The sequence below is a fragment of the Streptococcus sp. 27098_8_23 genome, assembly GCF_041432195.1.
GTDB lineage: Bacteria > Bacillota > Bacilli > Lactobacillales > Streptococcaceae > Streptococcus.
The window spans coordinates 567,535-588,759 of record NZ_JAPVZF010000001.1 but is presented as its reverse complement, the minus strand read 5'-3'; the positions used below and the strand labels follow the sequence as shown (position 1 = coordinate 588,759).

General features: G+C 39.9%; 21 protein-coding genes and 2 pseudogenes. 14 read left to right on the top strand and 9 right to left on the bottom strand.

All coding sequences use genetic code 11. The features are described from left to right. Positions 1-18 precede the first annotated feature (18 nt). Complete coding sequence (locus O3652_RS02910; protein ID WP_125418122.1) at positions 19-714, bottom strand: VIT family protein; 696 nt, start codon at positions 712-714, stop codon at positions 19-21. A gap of 205 nt (positions 715-919) precedes the next feature. On the opposite strand from O3652_RS02910, the gene O3652_RS02905 reads away from it, so the two are divergent. The 3 genes from O3652_RS02905 to ftsY are packed head-to-tail and all read left to right on the top strand — an operon-like array spanning position 920 to position 3,834. Then, positions 920-1,711, top strand: a complete 792-nt coding sequence (locus O3652_RS02905; RefSeq protein WP_371590053.1) for a Cof-type HAD-IIB family hydrolase — start codon at positions 920-922, stop codon at positions 1,709-1,711. Further along, a complete protein-coding gene (locus O3652_RS02900; protein ID WP_371590052.1) occupies positions 1,711-2,529 on the top strand; it encodes a Cof-type HAD-IIB family hydrolase in 819 nt (272 codons plus the stop codon). The genes O3652_RS02905 and O3652_RS02900 overlap by 1 nt, the downstream gene beginning before the upstream one ends. 3 nt (positions 2,530-2,532) lie before the next feature. Beyond that, a complete protein-coding gene (gene ftsY / locus O3652_RS02895; RefSeq protein ID WP_125413112.1) occupies positions 2,533-3,834 on the top strand; it encodes a signal recognition particle-docking protein FtsY in 1,302 nt (433 codons plus the stop codon). A gap of 44 nt (positions 3,835-3,878) precedes the next feature. On the opposite strand, the gene zwf is transcribed toward ftsY, so the two are convergent. From zwf to O3652_RS02880, 3 genes are all read right to left on the bottom strand, one after another. Further along, a complete protein-coding gene (gene zwf / locus O3652_RS02890; protein WP_125413111.1) occupies positions 3,879-5,366 on the bottom strand; it encodes a glucose-6-phosphate dehydrogenase in 1,488 nt (495 codons plus the stop codon). A gap of 149 nt (positions 5,367-5,515) precedes the next feature. After that, a complete protein-coding gene (locus O3652_RS02885; RefSeq protein WP_001096337.1) occupies positions 5,516-6,256 on the bottom strand; it encodes an amino acid ABC transporter ATP-binding protein in 741 nt (246 codons plus the stop codon). After that, complete coding sequence (locus O3652_RS02880; RefSeq protein WP_125413110.1) at positions 6,256-8,421, bottom strand: ABC transporter substrate-binding protein/permease; 2,166 nt, start codon at positions 8,419-8,421, stop codon at positions 6,256-6,258. Before O3652_RS02880 ends, O3652_RS02885 begins: the two co-directional genes overlap by 1 nt. Before the next feature lie 180 nt (positions 8,422-8,601). Between O3652_RS02880 and uvrB the strand changes: the two genes are divergently transcribed. The 9 genes and pseudogenes from uvrB to O3652_RS02835 form a co-directional block, all read left to right on the top strand. Beyond that, complete coding sequence (gene uvrB / locus O3652_RS02875) at positions 8,602-10,590, top strand: excinuclease ABC subunit UvrB (protein ID WP_125413109.1); 1,989 nt, start codon at positions 8,602-8,604, stop codon at positions 10,588-10,590. 14 nt (positions 10,591-10,604) lie between these two features. Beyond that, positions 10,605-11,231: an NAD(P)H-dependent oxidoreductase gene (locus O3652_RS02870; protein WP_125413108.1), complete on the top strand. Its 627-nt coding sequence runs from the start codon at positions 10,605-10,607 to the stop codon at positions 11,229-11,231. A 40-nt stretch (positions 11,232-11,271) separates the two neighbouring features. Continuing rightward, positions 11,272-12,141: a hypothetical protein gene (locus O3652_RS02865; RefSeq protein WP_371590051.1), complete on the top strand. Its 870-nt coding sequence runs from the start codon at positions 11,272-11,274 to the stop codon at positions 12,139-12,141. Positions 12,142-12,214: 73 nt separating this feature from the next. Beyond that, a complete protein-coding gene (locus O3652_RS02860; protein ID WP_371590050.1) occupies positions 12,215-12,718 on the top strand; it encodes a hypothetical protein in 504 nt (167 codons plus the stop codon). A 495-nt stretch (positions 12,719-13,213) separates the two neighbouring features. After that, the gene (locus tag O3652_RS02855) at positions 13,214-13,771 is read left to right on the top strand and encodes a hypothetical protein (protein ID WP_371590049.1); all 558 of its coding nucleotides are present in this window, start codon (positions 13,214-13,216) and stop codon (positions 13,769-13,771) included. Beyond that, positions 13,749-14,192 (top strand): hypothetical protein, encoded by a 444-nt coding sequence (locus tag O3652_RS02850; protein ID WP_371590048.1) that lies wholly within the window; start codon positions 13,749-13,751, stop codon positions 14,190-14,192. Before O3652_RS02855 ends, O3652_RS02850 begins: the two co-directional genes overlap by 23 nt. A 23-nt stretch (positions 14,193-14,215) precedes the next feature. Further along, a pseudogene (locus O3652_RS02845) lies at positions 14,216-14,682 on the top strand (8-oxo-dGTP diphosphatase). Positions 14,683-14,887: 205 nt separating this feature from the next. Further along, positions 14,888-15,661, top strand: a complete 774-nt coding sequence (locus O3652_RS02840) for a class I SAM-dependent methyltransferase (RefSeq protein ID WP_125457797.1) — start codon at positions 14,888-14,890, stop codon at positions 15,659-15,661. 116 nt (positions 15,662-15,777) lie between these two features. After that, positions 15,778-15,927 (top strand): annotated as a pseudogene (locus O3652_RS02835) (NUDIX hydrolase); the annotation flags it as partial. Here the strand turns inward: O3652_RS02835 and O3652_RS02830 are convergent. Together O3652_RS02830 and O3652_RS02825 are read right to left on the bottom strand one after the other, a co-directional pair. Beyond that, positions 15,924-16,439 carry a transcription repressor NadR gene (locus O3652_RS02830; protein WP_371590047.1) on the bottom strand — a complete coding sequence of 172 codons (516 nt, stop codon included), beginning with the start codon at positions 16,437-16,439 and terminating at the stop codon, positions 15,924-15,926. The pseudogene O3652_RS02835 and the gene O3652_RS02830 overlap by 4 nt on opposite strands. An 11-nt stretch (positions 16,440-16,450) precedes the next feature. Further along, the gene (locus O3652_RS02825) at positions 16,451-16,978 is read right to left on the bottom strand and encodes an ECF transporter S component (RefSeq protein WP_049490650.1); all 528 of its coding nucleotides are present in this window, start codon (positions 16,976-16,978) and stop codon (positions 16,451-16,453) included. Positions 16,979-17,113: 135 nt separating this feature from the next. On the opposite strand from O3652_RS02825, the gene O3652_RS02820 reads away from it, so the two are divergent. Then, entirely contained in the window at positions 17,114-17,473 is a 360-nt protein-coding gene (locus O3652_RS02820; RefSeq protein WP_371590046.1) for a hypothetical protein, read from the top strand. Positions 17,474-17,514: 41 nt separating this feature from the next. Here O3652_RS02820 and O3652_RS02815 read toward each other — a convergent pair whose 3' ends face one another. From O3652_RS02815 to coaB, 3 genes are read right to left on the bottom strand one after another with little or no spacing between them, the layout of a single operon-like run. After that, positions 17,515-18,078 carry an ECF transporter S component gene (locus tag O3652_RS02815; protein ID WP_001042723.1) on the bottom strand — a complete coding sequence of 188 codons (564 nt, stop codon included), beginning with the start codon at positions 18,076-18,078 and terminating at the stop codon, positions 17,515-17,517. Next, the gene (gene coaC / locus O3652_RS02810; protein WP_371590045.1) at positions 18,062-18,613 is read right to left on the bottom strand and encodes a phosphopantothenoylcysteine decarboxylase; all 552 of its coding nucleotides are present in this window, start codon (positions 18,611-18,613) and stop codon (positions 18,062-18,064) included. Before coaC ends, O3652_RS02815 begins: the two co-directional genes overlap by 17 nt. Positions 18,614-18,624: 11 nt before the next feature. Next, positions 18,625-19,314, bottom strand: coding sequence for a phosphopantothenate--cysteine ligase (gene coaB / locus O3652_RS02805; protein WP_371590043.1), 690 nt, complete (start codon positions 19,312-19,314; stop codon positions 18,625-18,627). Positions 19,315-19,542: 228 nt separating this feature from the next. Here coaB and O3652_RS02800 point away from each other — a divergent pair, with 228 nt between their 5' ends. After that, entirely contained in the window at positions 19,543-21,213 is a 1,671-nt protein-coding gene (locus O3652_RS02800) for a formate--tetrahydrofolate ligase (protein WP_371590042.1), read from the top strand. Positions 21,214-21,225 lie beyond the last annotated feature (12 nt).

Below are 21,225 nucleotides of genomic sequence, written 5' to 3'. Positions count from 1 at the left end.
CGAGGTATTTCTTTTATCTTAAATGCTGAAGAGTTGTCCAAATAGGTAAGTCACTCCCATAGTTAGAAGTCCGATACAGAGGTTACGGATCATAGCAGTTTTCGTAGGAGCCTTGCCTAATTTAGCACTGGTATAGCCAGTGACGAGAAGGGAAAGGGCAACGATAAAAACAGTAGCAGGAATGCGATAGTTACTTGGAAAGATGATAATGGAAAGCATAGGAGGAAGACTTCCCAGTACAAAGGCGATAAAGCTAGAGATCGCAGCATGCCAAGGATTGGTAAACTCTTCATACTCGATACCGTATTTTTCCTCAACTAAGGCTTTGAGTGGATTTTTTAAAAAGGCCTTGTTGGTCAAGAGTTGGGCGGACGTTTCACACTCACCATTTTGAAGGTAAGCAGCATAGAGGGATTGTTTTGCAGATTCGATGTCTTTATCTAAGAGTAATTGCTCTCTAGCGACAGCGGCTTCTTCCGTATCTTTCTGAGTGGATACAGAGACATATTCGCCACCGGCCATAGAAAAAGCACCAGCGAGGATAGCGGCCAATCCTGATAAAAAGATAATCCAGATATTGCTCGTCGCACTGGCAACACCTATAACGACTCCAGCAATGGAAATAATTCCATCATTGGCTCCTAGAACACCAGCGCGTAGGATATTGAGTCGGCCTGTAAAGTTAGCATCAATTTCATGTTTTATTTCTGTCATAGTCATCTCCTTTCTCTCCATTATAGAGAAAAGGGTAGGGGAATACAAACTTTTTAAACTATCTGAAAAAAGTTCTACTATTCTAATTTTTAGGCCCTTTGAAGTTTCTCCGAAAAAGTAGTGCTATCCTACTGTACTGGACCTTTTTAAACTTATCTATGGTATAATAGAAGATAGATTTATCAATTGGAGAACGAAGAATTTTATGATTAAACTTGTAGCAACCGATATGGATGGAACCTTTCTAGATGGAGCGGGTCGGTTTGATATGGAACGCCTTAAAAACGTACTTGTTTCCTACAAGGAAAAGGGGATTTATTTTGCAGTGGCTTCAGGTCGCGGTATCTTGTCCCTGAAAAAGTTGTTTGCAGATGTGCGTGATGAAGTGATTTTTATAGCTGAAAATGGGAGCTATGTTGAGTTTCATGGCGAGGATATGTATGAGGCTACTATGTCTCGGGATTTTTACTTGAGCACTTTTGAAGCTTTAAAGAAATCACCCTATTTTGATGAAAGAAAAATGCTCTTGACTGGGAAAAAAGCTTGTTATGTATTGGATACAGTGGATGAGATCTATCTGATGTTTAGTCGTCACTACAATGAAAACATTCAAAAAGTAGCGAGTTTAGAAGATATCACGGATGAGATTTTTAAATTCACCACCAACTTCACAGAAGAAACGATAGAAGTTGGTGAGGCCTGGGTCAACGAAAATGTTCCTGGTGTGAAAGCCATGACAACTGGTTTTGAATCCATTGATATTGTCTTGGACTATGTTGATAAGGGTGTAGCTATTGTTGAGCTGGCAAAAAAACTGGGTCTGACCATGGATCAGGTTATGGCTTTTGGCGATAATCTCAATGACCTTCACATGATGCAGGTAGTGGGGCACCCCATCGCTCCTGAAAATGCGCGACCAGAAATTTTAGAATTAGCAGAAGCAGTGATTGGCCACCATAAGGACCAATCAGTGATGGCTTATATGGAGGGTTTGTAATGGCAGATATTAAATTGATTGCACTGGATTTGGACGGTACTTTGCTGACAACGGATAAAAAGCTGACAGATCGTACCAAGGCGGTCCTCAAAGCTGCGCGTGACCGTGACATCAAGGTCGTTCTGACAACGGGACGTCCTCTGAAGGCTATGGATTTCTTTCTCCATGAGCTAGGGACTGATGGTCAGGAGGATGAGTACACCATCACCTTTAATGGTGGTCTAGTACAGAAAAATACAGGGGAGATTCTCGATAAAACCGTCTTTTCAATCGACGATGTGGCACGCTTGTACGAGGAAACTGAAAAACTCGGATTACCGTTAGATGCTATTTCAGAAGGAACCGTCTATCAAATCCAGTCAGACCAAGAAAGTCTCTATGCTAAGTTCAACCCAGCCCTGACTTTCGTACCTGTCGCTTTTGAAGATCTATCTAGTCAGATGACGTATAATAAATGCGTGACTGCTTTTGCCCAAGAACCTTTGGATGCAGCGATTCAACAGATTTCTCCAGAATTGTTTGACCAATACGAAATCTTCAAATCGCGTGAACTCTTATTGGAATGGTCGCCGAAAAACGTCCACAAGGCAACAGGTTTAACGAAATTAATTAAACACTTAGGAATCGATCAAAGTCAAGTCATGGCTTGTGGTGACGAGGCCAATGACCTTTCCATGATTGAGTGGGCAGGTCTAGGAGTTGCCATGCAAAATGCTGTTCCAGCGGTTAAGGAAGTTGCCAATGTGATTACCCCCATGACCAACGACGAGGAAGCCGTTGCCTGGGCTATCGAAGAATACGTGCTAAAGGAGAATTAGAATATGGGATTATTTGACCGTCTATTCGGAAAAAAAGAAGAGCCGAAAATCGAAGATATTGTAAAAGAAGCACTGGAAAATCTTGATTTGTCAGAAGAGGTTGAAGAAAACCAAACGGCAGTCGAAGAAACTTCTCAGGAAGAGACAGCAAGAGACAAAGTGGAAAAAACACCTGCTCAAGAAGAACTTCCTCAAGTCTCAACAGAAGAAGTGATTGAACCAGAAGCAGTCGAGGAAACTGCTCAGGAAGAGCTTGGGCTAGAATCTGATGAATTGGAACAATTCCAAGAGTCGGAAAAATTTCTAGAAGAAGAGAACCAAGAAACTGAAGAAGAACTAGCTTCTGAAGTAGTAGAAGAAGAACTTCCTCAGGTTGAAGAAACCGTACAGGAAAAATATGACCGCAGTCTCAAGAAAACCCGTACAGGATTCGGTGCTCGTTTGAATGCCTTCTTTGCCAACTTCCGTTCTGTCGATGAAGAATTCTTCGAGGAATTGGAAGAACTGCTCATCATGAGTGACGTCGGTGTGCAGGTCGCTTCAAACCTAACAGAAGAACTACGCTATGAAGCTAAACTCGAAAACGCTAAGAAGCCTGACGCACTTCGTCGTGTCATTATCGAGAAATTGGTTGAACTCTATGAGAAGGATGGCAACTACGATGAACAAATCCATTTCCAAGATGGTTTGACAGTCATGCTCTTTGTCGGAGTCAATGGTGTTGGGAAAACAACTTCTATCGGGAAATTAGCTCATCGCTACAAACAAGCTGGCAAGAAAGTCATGTTGGTTGCGGCAGATACCTTCCGTGCGGGTGCTGTGGCCCAGCTAGCAGAATGGGGCCGTCGTGTGGATGTTCCTGTTGTGACGGGACCTGAAAAGGCTGATCCAGCAAGCGTGGTCTTTGATGGGATGCAACGTGCTGTAGCTGAAGGGATTGATATCCTTATGATTGATACAGCAGGGCGTCTGCAAAACAAGGACAACCTTATGGCCGAGTTGGAAAAGATTGGTCGCATTATCAAACGTGTCGTTCCAGAGGCGCCACATGAAACCTTCTTAGCACTCGATGCTTCAACTGGACAGAACGCTCTGGTACAAGCTAAGGAATTTTCGAAGATAACACCATTGACTGGAATTGTTTTGACAAAAATTGACGGAACTGCTCGCGGTGGTGTCGTTCTGGCTATCCGAGAAGAACTTAATATCCCTGTAAAATTGATCGGTTTCGGTGAAAAAATTGATGATATCGGGGAATTTAACTCAGAAAACTTTATGAAAGGTCTCTTAGAAGGCTTGATTTAATACAAAATAAATATCCTGCAAGTTAATCTTGCAGGATATTTTTGCTATTCTAAACGTCCATCTTCACGATAGGCGATATCTGGTTGCCAGGTCCATTTGGCTCCATACTTCTCAAGTAAGTCAAAGCTAGCTTGTGGTCCCATGCTCCCAGATTTATAATCGTAGAGTGGAGCTCCGTTTTCAGCCCAGAGCTCTTCGATACGGTCAATCAATTTCCAAGAAGCACTTACCTCATCCCAGTGGCTAAAATTGGTTGAGTTGTTGTTCAAGACATCGTAGATTAATTTCTCGTATGGATCTGGTGAAGCTCCAGTAGCAGTAGCGTCAGTACGGTAATCCAGAGAGCTTGGTGCCAGATTGAATTCTTCACCGACTTGCTTCCCATTTAGGCTGAGAGAGAAGCCTTCAGTTGGTTGGATGTAGATGGTCAAGATATTTGGCACCAAAGGCTCGCCGAAGATTGAGTCCATTTGCTTAAATACGATATTGACATGAGTTCCTTTTTCAGTCAGACGTTTACCAGTACGGAAGAAGAAAGGAACACCACAGAAACGATCGCTGTCTACAAAGAAGGCACCAGATGCAAAGGTTTCTGTTGTAGATTCAGGATCGACATTTGGCTCGCTTCGATAGGAAATGTATTTCATACCATCGATTTTACCAGAGCGATATTGACCACGGATAAACTGTTCTTTCAGTTCTTCCTCAGTTGGATGATAGAGGTTTTTAAAGACCTTTATCTTTTCAGCACGAATCTCATCTTTTGTAAAGCTAGCTGGTTTGTCCATGGCTAGAAGAGAGAGAAGTTGGAGTGTATGGTTTTGCACCATATCACGAAGGGCACCAGATTGATCATAGTAGCCACCGCGTTCTTCAACACCCAAACGTTCCGCAAAGGTAATCTGAACATTATCGATGTGTTCGCGATTCCAAACATTCTCAAAGATCATATTGGCAAAACGAACAGCAAAGATACTCTGAATCATCTCTTTACCTAGGTAATGGTCGATACGGTAGATTTGCTCTTCATCAAAGGCCGCAAGGAGATCTTCATTGAGCTTGCTCGCTGTTTCGTAGTCTGTACCAAATGGTTTCTCAACGATCAAGCGCTCAAAACCTTTGCCATCAACAATGTTTTCAGATTTGAGGTGCTTGGCAATGGTTCCAAAGAACTGAGGTGCCATAGACAAGAAGAAGAGCTTATTGTGTTCAGCTTGGTATTTTTCGTTAAGCTCAGCTTGTAATTGACGCAAAGCAATGTAATGTTCCGTATCATTCACATCATGGCTTTGATAGTAGAAGTGGCTAGCAAATTCTTGAGCTTGCTCGGTACTATCTGCCAAATCAAGGATGGACTCGACAACTACAGATTCAAAATATTCCTTACTCCAAGGTCTACGAGCTGTTCCGATAACAGCAAAATGCTCAGAGAGATTGCCTGATTTATAGAGTCTGAAAAGGGAAGGGTAGAGTTTGCGTTTAGCTAAATCTCCACTCGCACCGAAAATTGTAACAATAACCTTTGATGACATCTAGCTACCTAATTTCTATATTTTTTCCTAGTTGGACTAGGGATGAGATTTCCTCATTATCATAGTTTTTATTTTATCATAATTTTCAAAAAAAACAAAAAATCCAATACGCAATTAAAAAACTGTAAGGAGAACCTTACAGTTTTGTTTTATACATTTAAGACCTTGTCCAAGAACTCTTTTAGACGAGGGTGTTGCGGGTTATCGAAGATTTGATCTGGAGTTCCATCTTCCAGGAATTCACCATCAGCCGTAAAGATAACACGGTTAGCCACCTGACGAGCAAATCCCATCTCATGGGTTACGATAATCATGGTCATGCCTTGTTCCGCCAATTCCTTCATAACATTCAGTACATCTCCAACCATTTCAGGGTCAAGAGCGGAAGTTGGCTCATCAAAGAGCATGATATCAGGGTTCATAGCAAGTCCACGTGCGATGGCTACACGCTGTTTCTGACCACCTGAAAGGCTATCTGGATTGGCATTCGCTTTGTCTGCAAGGCCAACCTTTTCAAGCAACTCCATCCCCAATTTTTCAGCTTCTTCTTTGGTCATCCGTTTGTGTTCAATAGGAGCAAAAGTGATATTTTCTAGGACGGACATGTGAGGGAAGAGGTTGAAATGTTGGAAGACCATTCCCACGTTTTCACGAACATGGTCGACATTGGTTGATTTTTCAGTCAAATCATAACCATTTACTGTGATGTGGCCACTCGTTACCTCCTCGAGAAGGTTAAGGCTACGGAGGAAAGTGGATTTACCAGAACCAGAAGGACCGATGATACAGACAACATCTCCTTCATAGAACTTAGTCGTAATGCCTTTTAAAACTTCGTTTTTTCCATAATACTTATGCAAATCATTTACATCAATTTTTAGTTTTGCCATTACCGAATCCTCTTTTCTAAGCGTTTCGCTAGTCTAGTCAAAAGCGTGATAATTACAAGATAGAAGATAGCAAGGATTGCATACATCTTGAAACTTTGGTAGTTACGGGCGATGATAATCTTACCAGTTTGGAAAAGTTCCACCAGACCGATAGCAGATACGATGGTTGTATCTTTAAGAGCGATAACGAATTGGTTGACAAAGTTTGGCAACATCAATTTAGTCGCTTGTGGCAAGATTATCTTACGCATGGTTTTTCCATAAGAGATACCAAGACTGCGACTGGCTTCCATTTGCCCAACTGGAACGGCCTGAATACCACCACGAACGATTTCAGCGATATAAGCCGCTGCATTGAGTGAGAGGGCAATAGTACCAGCTACGAAGTCGTTAATTGGACTTTGTTGGCCTGTAATGGACTCGATGAAGTTTGGAATTCCCCAGAAGATAAAGGCTGCAAGAATCATCAATGGAATACCGCGGATAACGTCAACGAAAATCTCAGAGATCAGACGAAGAGATTTGTATGGACTAACGCTAAACATACCAAAGATAATCCCGATGACAATGGCAATTGCAAATGAAATAAGTGCTAAGGCAAGAGTGATTCCAAGTCCGCTAAGGAGTTGTTTGTAGTTATTTTGAAGCAAGCCCCAGATAGTTGTTTCGTCAACCGTACTTGTAGAGTCAGTTGAAGTTTCACTGGCTAGATACTTGTCAAGAATCTTTTGGAATTCTCCGTTAGCTTTGAGGTTCGCAAGTCCATTATTGAACATCTGGATCAATTCTGGGTTTGTTCCTTTTTTAACCGCAAAGGCAGTTTCACCGATTGGAGTTCCAGCGATTGGCGTTTTCAATTTTTGCCCTTGACTGATAGAATACTTGAGAACTGGCTCATCATCCATCACGGCATCAATGGCACCAGTATTTAAACTGTCATACATTGATGAAGCATCAGCGAAGGTTTTGATTTTGTAACCGTATTTGCTTTGATTTTCAGTAAGGAAGGTTTGAGAAGCAGTTCCGTTTTTAACACCGACAGTTTTATCCTTGAGGTCTTCATAAGAAGCAATGGTGCTTGATTCTTTCACACCGAGAATCGTATTTGCTGTGTAGTATGATTCTGAGAAGTCGAAGGTTTCCTTACGAGCATCCGTTACAGACATACCAGCAATGATACCATCTGCTTGTCCTGCTTGAACAGCACTAATGGCTGCGTCAAATCCTGGGTTGGTAATTTCAATTTCAAAACCTTGGTCTTTGGCAATGGCCTTGATGAGGTCCATATCAATACCAGTGTATTGATTGCTTGAATTTTGAAAGACGAATGGGGCGAAAGATGAGTCGCTAGCAATAATGTACTTGCTTTTCACTGGAGTAGCTTTTTGTCCAGCAGCAGTAGTTGTCGTTGGGCTTGCCGTTGTTGTAGAAGCTGTCCATTTTTGGATGATTTGCTCCAAGCTACCATCCTTCTTCATTTGGGCTAGGGCTTCATTAAACTCGGTAACCAAGTGTTCATACTTGCTCCCTTTCTTGACACCAAAGGCAAAGCTTCCAACAGCCTCACCATCCATATTGATGCTGAGATCTTGTCCTTGGTTAATTGCATACTCAATAACAGGTTTATCATCCATGATGGCATTTACAGCACCAGCACTTAGACTGTTATTCATCAAATCACCTGTATCAAAGGTTTTAATAGAGAAACCGTATTTATCTTTGATACTTTCGAGGAAACGTTGAGCGGCAGTTCCGTTCTTAACTCCAACTGTTTTCCCGCTAAGTTCCTCATATTTGGTGATTTTATTTGCCTTTGTGGTAGCAATGACAACTTTTGTATCATAATAGGTATCAGACATGGTAAAGACATTTTCACGTTCTTTTGTTTTTGTCATACCTGCCATAATAGCATCTGCTTGACCTGACTGCACCGCATTTACAGCTGCATCAAAGCCAGGATAAGACATTTGGATGTTCCATCCTTTGATTTCTGCGACTTTATTGATAATATCAACATCAATCCCTTTATAGGTTTGATCTGAATCTTTAAACTCAAAAGGTGCGTAAGCTGTATCAGACACAATCTTAACAGTATCAGCTTTTGCCATACCTAGTGAGAAAATGGGAAATAAAATGAGCAAACATGCTAGTATTTTTTTCTTCATTTTTAGTCTCCTTTTCCGAATATTTTCCCATTATATCAGAAAATGAATGAAAAGGCAAATTTTATGGATTTTATGTAAGGAAATGTAACATGAAATACTCGCTCTTATCAACTTAGAGAAGAGTCTGAAAAGTAAATTTATGGTAAAATAGAAGGATAGAAAAATGCAGATGAGGCAATCATGATTAATCGAATTACAGATAATAAATTTAAACTAGTATCAAAATATGAACCTTCAGGAGATCAACCCCAAGCGATTGAGCAGTTGGTTGACAATATCGAGGGTGGAGAAAAGGCTCAGATTCTGATGGGGGCGACGGGTACAGGGAAGACCTATACCATGAGTCAGGTCATTTCCAAAGTCAATAAACCAACTTTAGTCATTGCCCATAACAAAACCCTAGCTGGTCAGCTCTATGGGGAGTTCAAGGAATTTTTCCCTGAGAATGCTGTTGAGTATTTCGTGTCTTACTATGATTATTACCAACCTGAGGCCTATGTCCCTTCAAGCGATACCTATATAGAGAAGGATAGCTCGGTTAATGATGAGATTGACAAGCTTCGCCATTCAGCGACTTCAGCACTTCTGGAGCGCAATGATGTCATTGTTGTGGCTTCAGTCTCTTGTATCTATGGTTTGGGTTCGCCCAAGGAATATTCTGATAGCGTCGTTAGTCTTCGTCCAGGTCTTGAAATTTCTCGTGATAAACTCTTGAATGACTTGGTTGATATTCAGTTTGAACGTAATGATATTGATTTCCAACGGGGAAGATTTCGCGTTCGCGGGGATGTGGTGGAGATTTTCCCAGCTTCCCGTGATGAACACGCTTTTCGAGTAGAGTTTTTCGGGGATGAGATTGATCGTATCCGTGAGGTTGAGGCTTTGACAGGTCAGGTATTGGGAGAAGTAGATCATTTGGCGATTTTCCCAGCTACTCACTTTGTGACCAATGATGACCACATGGAGGTTGCTATTGCCAAGATTCAGGCGGAGTTGGAGGAGCAGTTAGCTGTCTTTGAAAGGGAAGGCAAACTGCTAGAAGCTCAGCGTTTGAAACAGCGGACAGAGTATGATATTGAAATGCTTCGCGAGATGGGTTATACCAACGGTGTTGAAAACTACTCACGCCACATGGATGGTCGTAGCGAAGGAGAGCCTCCTTATACTCTTCTTGACTTCTTCCCAGATGATTTCTTGATTATGATTGATGAAAGTCACATGACCATGGGGCAAATCAAAGGTATGTACAATGGAGACCGTTCGCGTAAGGAAATGCTGGTTAATTATGGTTTCCGTTTACCGTCAGCCTTGGACAATCGTCCTCTCCGTCGTGAGGAGTTTGAAAGTCATGTTCACCAGATTGTATATGTTTCAGCGACACCAGGTGACTATGAAAATGAACAGACCGAGACAGTGATTGAGCAAATCATTCGTCCGACAGGACTTCTAGACCCAGAGGTGGAAGTCCGTCCGACTATGGGACAGATTGATGACCTCCTAGGTGAAATCAATGCCCGTGTTGAAAAGAACGAACGGACCTTTATCACCACTTTGACTAAGAAAATGGCTGAAGACTTAACCGACTACTTCAAAGAAATGGGCATCAAGGTCAAGTACATGCACTCGGATATCAAGACCTTGGAGCGAACGGAGATTATCCGTGACCTGCGTTTGGGTGTTTTTGATGTTTTGGTCGGAATCAACCTGCTCCGCGAAGGGATTGACGTTCCCGAGGTAAGCTTGGTTGCTATTCTAGATGCTGACAAGGAAGGATTCCTCCGTAACGAGCGTGGACTCATCCAGACCATTGGACGTGCCGCCCGTAACAGTGAAGGTCATGTCATCATGTATGCTGATACCATGACTCAGTCTATGCAACGTGCTATCGATGAAACGGCCCGCCGTCGAAAAATCCAGATGGCTTATAATGAAGAGCATGGTATCGTACCTCAAACCATAAAGAAAGAAATCCGTGACCTAATCGCCGTAACCAAGGCAGTTTCCAAAGAAGAGGACAAGGAAGTCGATATCAATAGCCTCAACAAACAAGAACGCAAGGAACTCGTCAAGAAACTGGAAAAACAAATGCAAGAAGCCGTCGAAGTGCTTGATTTTGAACTGGCTGCTCAGATACGTGACATGATGTTGGAAGTGAAGGCGTTGGATTAGATAGGAGAAAACGAATGAAAATTTTAGTCATCAATGGACATCCTGACAAGGGAAGTTTCTGTCAAGAAATTTTTCAAACGATTGTAGAAAATATTGACTCAAATCATCATGAGCTTGAATCTATTAACCTAAATGAGATAGATTTTGATCCTGTATTACGTTATGGTTATCGAAAACGGATGGAAGAGGACCCCTTCATACTTCGCTCTCAGGAATTAATCCAGTGGGCAGATCATTTCATTTTCGTTTATCCAATTTGGTGGAGTAGTATGCCTAGTTTATTGAAGGGTTGGATCGATCGTGTTTTCACGCCAGGAATTGCTTACTCTGCCAATAATAAAGGAAGTTTTATTTGGAACTACTTAAGAGGTCAGCAGTTTAAAAAGTTACTAAAAGGAAAAACAGCCAGTATTTACGCAACATCAATGGCACCAACATGGTGGTACAAAGTATTTTCAGGCTCTATCAATATTCCAGACAGTTATGGAATATCAGTATTAAAGAATGCTGTCCTGAATCATTGCGGTATCAAAACAAAGAAAGTTTCAATTTTGGGTGAGTTAGGGCGTGAGGTGAATACAAATTCTACAAGACAAAAATATCTACAAAAAGTAGCTGAGGAAGTGAAGGCGTTGGATTAGTGAAATAAATTTTAATATGTTTATCTAGGAGAATGTAGTAATGAAAAAAGCGTTAGTGTTGAATTTCAGTTTTATCGCAATTATCCTCTCAGCCTGTTTTCTGAGTTTTGTAGTCATTTTAGTAGTTACCTTTCATACTACTTTTTCTGGACCAAATCAAAAAGACATTGAGGCGGCAGCAAGCAGAACACTGAAATTATATGGTTTTAAAGGTGATGTGAAGGTCACAAAGTTTTCTAGATATAGATGGCCTTCTGAAGATTATGAAATTGAATATGATTATACTGAAGAAGTTAATGGAAGGAAGATTACTGTAAGTGACAGTTTAATATATTTTCCTAAATCTCCAGGAAACTCTAGACGGACGAGTGAAGAGCTAGCCTACGATGGAACTATTGAAACGATGTTACATCAATTTTCACATATAGCAGATCAGCTACTCAACCAGAATCCTGTCAGTGTTTCTAACAAAGAAAAGGTAGAGAATTTTTTCAAGCAATATGAAAATCCCAATTTGGAATTCGTAAGTAGTTACTGGAGTGTCGATACTGAATCTGACAATATCCAAGACTATTATGCCCTCATCGAAAAGAACCATAAGGAAGGGAAAGCTTTTCAAGGTTTATATGACCTCCCTATTGATGAATTTTTGGGAAAAGGAATTATTAAAGGAAGTGTTCGATATAAAGACACTGTTTTAGAAGAGGGTGAGAAAGATTATTTTGATGTTGAAGGCGGACTGACAGGATTTATTTCAAATGGGATAGATAATGCTGAGTTGCCAGATGCCTTTTATGAGGTTTCTTATTACTATGGTGCTAAAGGATATCGTTCAGGTAGTGGTGTTTCTTTAAAGATTAAGAATCATAAACTGATAAGTTACGAAAAGAACAGAACTAAGAAATTTTAAATCTTAAAATTTAACTTTGAACCTATACCACCTTTACGTTTTAGAATATATTTTTTAATAGAAAGAAGTTATTATGAAATTGAAAGAGACGAAGTATAAGAAATCATCAGGGTTTGATTCAGTACGTTTTTGGTTACAAGGGCATCGATTTTTCAAATTTATGCTTGATATTATCTTTTATATCATTTTGTTCCTAGTTATAGAATTCACAACATCACAAAACAAAAGCATTCCAGCTAATTTTCGGTACAGAGAGCTTTTATTTCCCTTGCAATTGAATCTTTTTATTTTGGGTAATAGGTTCTATGCTCTCTTTTTATCAGTGAAAACTGAAAAAGAAAGGACTCTTAAAAAATTTTGTGAACCCTTTATTTATATCAATATCCTTAGCTTCATTTTTCAACTGATTGGTGTGAGAAAAAGAGGAAGAGTCGTTCTGTCACCTTTGTTTTCACTGGAGTCATCCTATATCTGGTTTCCTATTGTCATCTACCTTCTAGTCTTGATGTTAACTTTGGCAATCTTCTTTCTCTCTAAAGGCTCAAAAAAAGGAGTAGATGAAAATGAAGATGAGTAGGCAAATGAAGTACAAGACAAAAGAAAAGCCTTCTTGGACTAAGAGGATTTTTCTTTGGATGGAAAGGCACAGAAGGATTGCTCAACTTTTGGATACGAGTGTATTATTTGGATCTATGTTTGTATCATTTCTTGCCGCCTCTTACATTAGTTATCTATTACCGAACATGAACTATCTTTCCCCCTTAAGCTTCAATCTTATCCTTCTGATCTTATCAACCTATTTCCTTGTCTTTCGTTTTAGTAGTGATAAACTTCAGAAATGGCGTTACTTTTCATGGGGATTTATTGGGTTCAATGGTCTTCTTTTTCCCTTTCATCTCTTGGTAGGTCTGAATTGGCTAGGACGTCGTAAGTCAACGAATTTCCCTCCCATAATTTCTATGGATCCAGCATATGTCTGGGTCCCTATTGTAAGTTATCTCTTTTTCTTTTTCTTGGGGCTGGGCATTTTGCTTTTGATAATACGGATAGAAAAGAGCAGAAGGAGGCGAAAATGGAACGAAAGATTAAGAAACCAAAGAAGATCAAACAACAGAACAGACAAATGAGAAAAATTCAGAAAAAGTATTCTTTGGTAGCTCACGTCCAATTGTGGCAGGAAAGACATTCAAAGATTGCTTCTTTTATGGATGGTGGTATAATATTATTATCTATTTTTGGTATCATGTATGTGTTGTTCGGGACGTCACTTATCCCGAAACCATATCAAGAAATGTCCTATCTTTTGCCAATTATTATGAATTTTGTCTTTTTGGTGCACACACTCTATCAAGGTATTTTTAGAGATGGTTTTAGCAATAAGGCTTCAGTACAAGGATTTTTAGAAACTTTTCTATTCATAAACGGACCTATTTTTCTCCTCCACTTAATTGTTGGGGTGAAAGGGAGAAATGTTAAAAAAATTCCTTCCCTATTATCTATCGATTATCGCTACATCTGGCTTCCAATTGCTTCCTATCTAATCTTTTTCATCATTCCAGCGATATTAATGGTCATTTTGAAATATAAGGACAAAAAGAGGAATAATCATGACAAAAGAAAATCGAACTAGGTTATTTTCATTTAAAACACTCTATTTGGCTTTGCTGACCTTTGTGATTTTTCATTTGGTGTTGTTGGTTTTTGGCCTATCCTTTACGCCAGTTTTGTGGAATAGTTGGTTTTTCATTCTTTGTTTGACCTTCCTAATCCACCCCTGGAGAATCTTTTATAGAACAAGAGATGCTAAATGGTATCACCTTATTTTTCAAATATTTAGTGGATTGGTGACATTTTACCTTTGCTTTGCAGCATTCTTTGTTTTATCAGTTATCTCGGATCCAGCCGTCCCTATCAATATAGACTATCGCATACAAGATAAGGAAATCATCATTGCTAGAGGTTTTTTGGCCCGTACTACTTATGAACATCATGAATTGATCAATCCCTTTATCATGAAGGCAGAAGTAAAATACAACGAAGATACATTTTAATAACTTAGAAAGCGAGCAAATCTATGTCCCGTGCCCAAGCAACTATTTTAACCAACATCTGTCTGATTGAAGACCTCGAAACCCAGCGCGTGGTGATGCAGTATCGTTCACCCAAAACAATCGCTGGTCTGGCTATGCCTTTCCAGGAGGACATGTTGAGAATGGCGAGGCCTTTGCCGAGTCTGTCATTCGTGAGATTTATGAAGAAACAGGTCTAACCATTCAGAATCCTCAACTAGTCGGCATTAAAAACTGGCCCTTAGATACAGGTGGGCGCTACATCGTCGTTTGCTATAAAGCGACAGAGTTTAGTGGAAATCTCCAATCTTCAGAAGAAGGAGAAGTATCTTGGGTGCAAAAAGACCAGATTCCAAACATGGATCTGGCCTATGATATGTTGCCTTTGATGGAAATGATGGAAGCACCTGACAAGTCTGAATTTTTCTACCGTCATCGTACAGATGATGGCTGGGAGAAAGAAATTTTCTAGTTGTATGATTACTGGAACGGTGTTAACCTTTAATGATTGGTACTTAAATATAGGATAAGTATGTCGGTGTATGTCAACTGAATACTTCAAAATTTCCTATTCTTCTTTTCTATCTTTATCTTTAACAATCTCCACCTTCAATTTTGAAATCGGAGATATTTTATTTTATGGTATAATCTTAAGATATGAAAGGAAGTAAAAGAAAATGGCTGATAAGGTAATTGAACAATATGCAAAACAAGATAATCTTGATATTAGAGTAAAACTACATAAGAAATATTCAAAAAATAAATTAGGGTTTAATAATTGGATATTTTCCAACTACCAAATCACTGATGAAGTAAAGGTCCTAGAATTGGGATGTGGTACAGGAGAACTATGGAAAAGTAATAGTGATTCTATTGATAGAATGAAGCAGTTGGTTGTTACAGATTTTTCTAAAGATATGGTAAAAACAACGAAGTCAGTGATTGGAAATAGGAACAATGTCAACTATACAATAATGGATATTCAAAAGATTTCTTTTGAGAATGAAACGTTTGATATTGTTATTGCTAATATGCTTTTACATCATGTAAATGATATTCCTAAAGCTCTCTCCGAGGTGAATAGAATCTTAAAAACAGGAGGCATTTTTTACTGTGCCACATTTGGTGAAAATGGAGTTGTAGATTATTTAGCAAGTTTATTTAAAGATGAGATCAATCAAGATTTGGAAAATAAAACGTTTACTTTACAAAATGGCAAAAGCCAACTGAGTATGTATTTTGGCTCTGTCGAAACATTACTCTATGATGATGAGTTACAGGTAACTAGTATAGATGACCTAGTTAAATACATCCAATCCTTTAAAGGAATTTCAGAAATAGGTTCGCTAGAAGAAAAAGTCATTCGTAAAAGATTAGAAATGAATTTTCATAAGGGTATGTTAATCATTCCTAAAGAATATGGTATGTTTATTGCTCGAAAAGAAAATTAAGGGAACGATATTGTAAAAAATTTGGAGAAAATTTTCAATGTAAAATTAAACGGATAGTGTTTAGAGCATGTTACAGCTAATTCTCCATATATAAACCTCAAATTTTTAGATTTGAAGAAGTATCTTGGGTACAAAAAGACCAGATTCCAAACTTGGATCTGGCCTATGATATGTTGCCCTTGCTGGAAATGATGGAAGCACCTGACAAGTCTGAGTTCTTCTATCGCCACCGTACGGAGGACGGCTGGGAGAAAGAAATTTTCTAGTCTTTTACTAAATAACCTAACTGATCTAAGGCCTCCTCGATATAGTGGAGGTCTTGTTGTGTCTCGGCTTCAACAAGGTGGTAATGGATGCCGTCTGTCAATTCAGAAAGGGGTCTAAAGTCTGAATTCTCGACTTGTTCCAGAAAGTGCTGGACATCTCGGCGGCAGGTGAGTTTGAGTAGGGTTTCAATTTCGCCATAAACGGGATGATCGATTAAGATATTTTGAACGCGTCCGCCATTATCTACAATAGCTAGAAGTTCCTGACCGATTTCTTCCAGTTCATGTTTCACTTTAAAGAGTTTGTGCACGTAGGGGCTGGCATCATTTTCTTTGTAGATATAGCCACGATTGGTGGATAGGATAGGAGCTCCATCTGCTCGGAGAATAGCGATGTCCTGTACAATGACCTGGCGCGTAACATGGAAGTGCTCAGCCAAGGTTTGACCATTGAGAGCTTTTGGCGCCTCTTTTAACAGTTTGAGAAGAGATTGTTTGCGATCCTTTGTCATAGTTTTTCCTTTTAGCGACGTTTTCGAAGCACTTTATAGACAGCTAGTGCTAATGTATAGTCTACCATACTATGGACGATTGTGCCAAAACCAACTAGGACAAAGAGAACATAAAACATATTTTCAACATTTGTCCCTGAAGTAGCATAAAAGATGATACAAGCTATTACTTCAGCGATAGCATGAACAACACCCAAAACAAAGTTAAAAATCCAAGATGCCTTTGGTTTATCCAAGGTTTCAGGGAATTTTTTTAAGTACAAAGCCCCCAAAGTACCAAAAACAATGTGAGAGAAGGCACGGAGTACAATAACAGGCGGATAGCCTGCCATCAAAAAACCAAGACTAGAAGCAATAATCACAAAAGCAGCCATCAAAGGCGAAAGAAACATGGCGATAAAGATGGGGATATGACTTCCCAAGGTGTAAGAAGCCGGTGGAATAACGATTTTAAAAGGCATAATGATTGGAATCAAAATCGCGATTGCAGTGAGTAGGGCAGTCATAGTCATAAACTGCGTTTTTTTCCGTATATTCATAAGAACCTCCATTTATCTGTATATACACAAGTATAGTACAATAAATCACCAATCAAGTCAAGAAGTATTATTGATTTTTCAGGAAAATTTGGTTAAAATGTGGTAAAGAATAATAGGAACTGAGGAGAAATTGTGATGATACTTTTTGTTTACCTAATCGTGGTAATCGTGATGATGTCAAAACAGAAAAGTGAAGGGAAAGTAGTCTCAGGTTGGACTCGTTTCCTAGTTTATAGTTTATTGGTCCTGTCGCTACTCTCTCTATTAGCAAGTAGCCTGGCTGTCTCACTTTTTAGCCTTCCTTTATTAGGTTTTCTTTTTATGGCAGCAATACTAGAAATTGCTTATTTCGTTAGATTGGTGATTGCATTGGGTTTGGTTTTACTATCTCTAACCCTATATTTGGATAGCCAGAAAAGCCAGCAACCTACACCTTTTTCGTATCAACTCCTGCGCTTTCGCTTTCACATTCTATTGATGTTTCTTATGTTTTAAATGCTAAAACTCCACCTTCAGGACGAAAGTGGAGTTTTTTTTTATTTCTTCAAGGTTTCGAGACGGGGGACAATTGCTACTGTTAGGACGGCAGAAATGACAAGCTCGGCAATTGAGTTTGTAGAAATAACGGTTGCTAAGAGTTTTTGAATATTGCCGTCGAAGACATTTCCAAAAAGGAAGAAGATTCCCCCAAGGACAAAGACGGTGTTGGTAAGGGAACCGAGAGCACCAGCAAAGATGAGACCCGTTCTATTTTTTAATAATTTATAAACCAAGTAAGGTGTCAGCCCAATCAAAACGCGAGGAACAATAGCGATAATAGCAGAATAGATATTTCCGTTCGGTACGAATGGTGAGAAGAGGTAGCTGGTTGGAAGGATGGTAATCGTGTTTACCGTTAAGCTCAATAGTCCCATAAGAAAACCAAGTGTAACTCCAACTCGAGGGCCATAGATGATACTAGCAATGATTACTGGAATATGAACGATAGTTGGTTTAATCGGGAATGGGAAAAGGTTAAATAGGAGAGAACTCAAAAAGTGGATAACGAGCATAACTGCAAAAAAGATAGCAATCGGTGCAATGTTAGAGCGTTTGTTCATTGAGGGTTTCCTTTATTCTTTCTAAAATAGTATTCAGGTCAGCTAGGGCGCCTTTGCCGTGATCGCCACAGGCTAGTAGAGATTCTTTTGGAGAGATGATCTGATAACCATAGGTCTCTAATGTTTTTAGGTTAGCCTGAGTTGCCGGATGGTCATACATTTTTGTATTCATGGCTGGTGCGAGTAACTTTTTGACATGGTTTGGCAGGGCAAGCGCTGTGCTTGTCACCATGTTGTCAGCAAATCCGTGGGCTAACTTTGCGATGGTATTAGCAGTAGCTGGGGCTACAATAAAAAGGTCAGTCCTTTTGCCTAGTTCGATATGATTGACTTGATCAGGAGCAGGTTCCTTCATGACATCAAGGTGGACAGGATTTTGAGAGAGGACCTGTAGTGTCAACGGTTGGATAAACTCTCTCGCTGCCTCAGTCATTAAGACAGTAACCTGATGGCCCTGTTTCTTCAAGGAACTGACCAGGTCAGCTGCTTTATAGGAGGCAATGGAACCAGTCACTGCGATGAGAATATTTGCCATAGCTTTCCTTTCTAAGAATGGTAGGCTTGAATTTTTTCAAGGAGGAGTTCTGCAATTTCTTCTTTAGTTTGGACTGCTTGAAGATGATCTTTCTCAACAAAGATAGCTCGGTGCTGATCTGCTGAAATTTGAGTGAGGTCATTTGCGATGATTAAGTCTGCTTGGTTCTTGATAAGACTTTTTCTAGCAATGTCAACCAGATGGTCTTCGGTAACATCAACTAGCAGTTTAAAACCAATCAGATGAATAGCAGGATTCCAGTCTTTGACTAGAGAGATAATTTTGGGTGTTTTTTTCAAAAATAGAACCTGCACCTCATCAGTTGAAGAAATCTTAGCTTCTATATTTTGCTTGTCTAATAATTCTTCCAGATTAGAGCTCGTCTTAACTTCATCTAGTCCCGTCATATAAACAGGAGTGTAGTCAGAAACTGCCATCGAATGAATCAAGACCTGATAATCTTGAACACACTTTTTCATCTCTAAAAGAAGATCATTCGTATTTTTGATTTCTAGAATGGTTAGATGGCGATGAGGTTCTGGCTTAAGAGCACTAGGAGTAGTAATCAGACAAATCTCATGACCAGCAGCAAGTAGGGTTTCGGTAATAATTTTCCCCAAGCGACCAGTCGAGTGATTCGTGATAGAGCGGACGCTATCGATTGCTTCACTTGTGCCGCCTGACGTAACTAAAATTTTCATAGGACTATTGTACACAAAAATAAACAGTAAGTAAAATGAAAGCGATAAATTTTTGGAAAAACGAAGCTACACTATAGTTTATAACTATAAAGCCATATAAAATTTTCAAAAGAGCCCTAAAAATCTTTAAAACAATGATATTTACGAACGTTTAGAGAGTTTATGGATGTGAAAAATCTTTTTTTGTGTTATAATGAGTTATCATATTAGAGGTTAGAGGAGTTTGCTATGAAAACAGATATTGAAATCGCACAGAGTATTGAGTTGAAGCCAATCGTTGATGTTGTTGAGAAATTGGGCATTTCTTACGATGATTTGGAATTGTATGGAAAGTACAAGGCTAAGCTCAGCTTTGACAAAATTCGTGCAGTTGAGAGCAATCCAGTTGGTAAATTGATCTTGGTTACTGCCATCAATCCAACACCTGCAGGTGAAGGGAAATCAACTATTACCATTGGTCTGGCAGACGCCTTGAACAAGATTGGCAAGAAAACCATGATTGCTATTCGCGAACCGTCTCTTGGCCCAGTAATGGGGATTAAGGGTGGTGCAGCCGGTGGTGGTTATGCCCAAGTGTTGCCAATGGAGGACATCAACCTTCACTTTACCGGGGATATGCATGCCATTACAACTGCTAACAACGCTCTTTCTGCCTTGATTGACAACCACTTACACCAAGGAAATGAGCTGGGAATCGACCAACGTCGTATTCTTTGGAAACGTGTTGTGGACTTGAATGACCGTGCCCTTCGTCATGTGACTGTTGGGCTTGGTGGGCCTCTAAATGGTATTCCTCGTGAGGATGGCTTTGATATTACAGTTGCTTCAGAAATCATGGCCATTCTTTGCTTGGCGACTGATATTGAAGATTTGAAAAAGCGCTTGGCTAGCATCGTTATTGGCTATCGCTATGACCGTACACCAGTTACTGTTGGTGATTTACAGGTTGAGGGAGCTTTAGCATTGATTTTGAAAGATGCTATCAAACCGAACTTGGTTCAGACAATTTACGGTACACCTGCCTTTGTACATGGTGGTCCATTTGCCAATATCGCTCACGGATGTAACTCTGTTTTGGCAACAAGCACAGCCCTTCGCTTGGCGGATTATACTGTTACTGAAGCTGGTTTTGGTGCAGACCTTGGTGCTGAGAAATTCCTTGATATCAAGACACCAAACTTGCCAACATCTCCAGATGCTGTTGTCATCGTTGCAACCCTTCGTGCCCTTAAGATGAATGGTGGTGTAGCTAAAGATGCTTTGACAGAGGAAAATGTAGAAGCAGTTCGTGCAGGCTTTGCTAACTTGAAACGCCACGTTGAAAATATTCGTAAGTTTGGTATTCCAGCAGTTGTTGCGATTAACGAATTTGTTTCTGATACTGAAGCTGAAATTGCAGCTTTAAAAGAACTCTGTGCTTCTATTGATGTGCCAGTTGAACTAGCAAGTGTCTGGGCTGATGGCGCAGAAGGAGGCGTAGCGCTTGCCGAAACGCTTGTCAAGACTATCTCTGAAAATCCAGCAAACTATAAACGTCTTTACGACAACGACCTTTCTGTTCAAGAAAAGATTGAAAAGATTGTCACTGAAATCTACCGTGGTAGCAAAGTGAACTTTGAGAAGAAAGCTCAAACGCAAATCGCTCAAATCGTTCAAAACGGATGGGATAAATTGCCAATCTGTATGGCTAAAACTCAGTACAGTTTTTCTGACAATCCAAATGCACTTGGAGCCCCAGAAAACTTTGAAATTACCATTCGTGAATTGGTACCAAAATTGGGTGCAGGCTTCATCGTTGCCCTAACTGGTGATGTCATGACCATGCCAGGTCTTCCAAAACGACCTGCCGCTCTTAATATGGATGTTGAAAGCGATGGAACAGTTTTAGGCTTGTTCTAATGATATAGATTA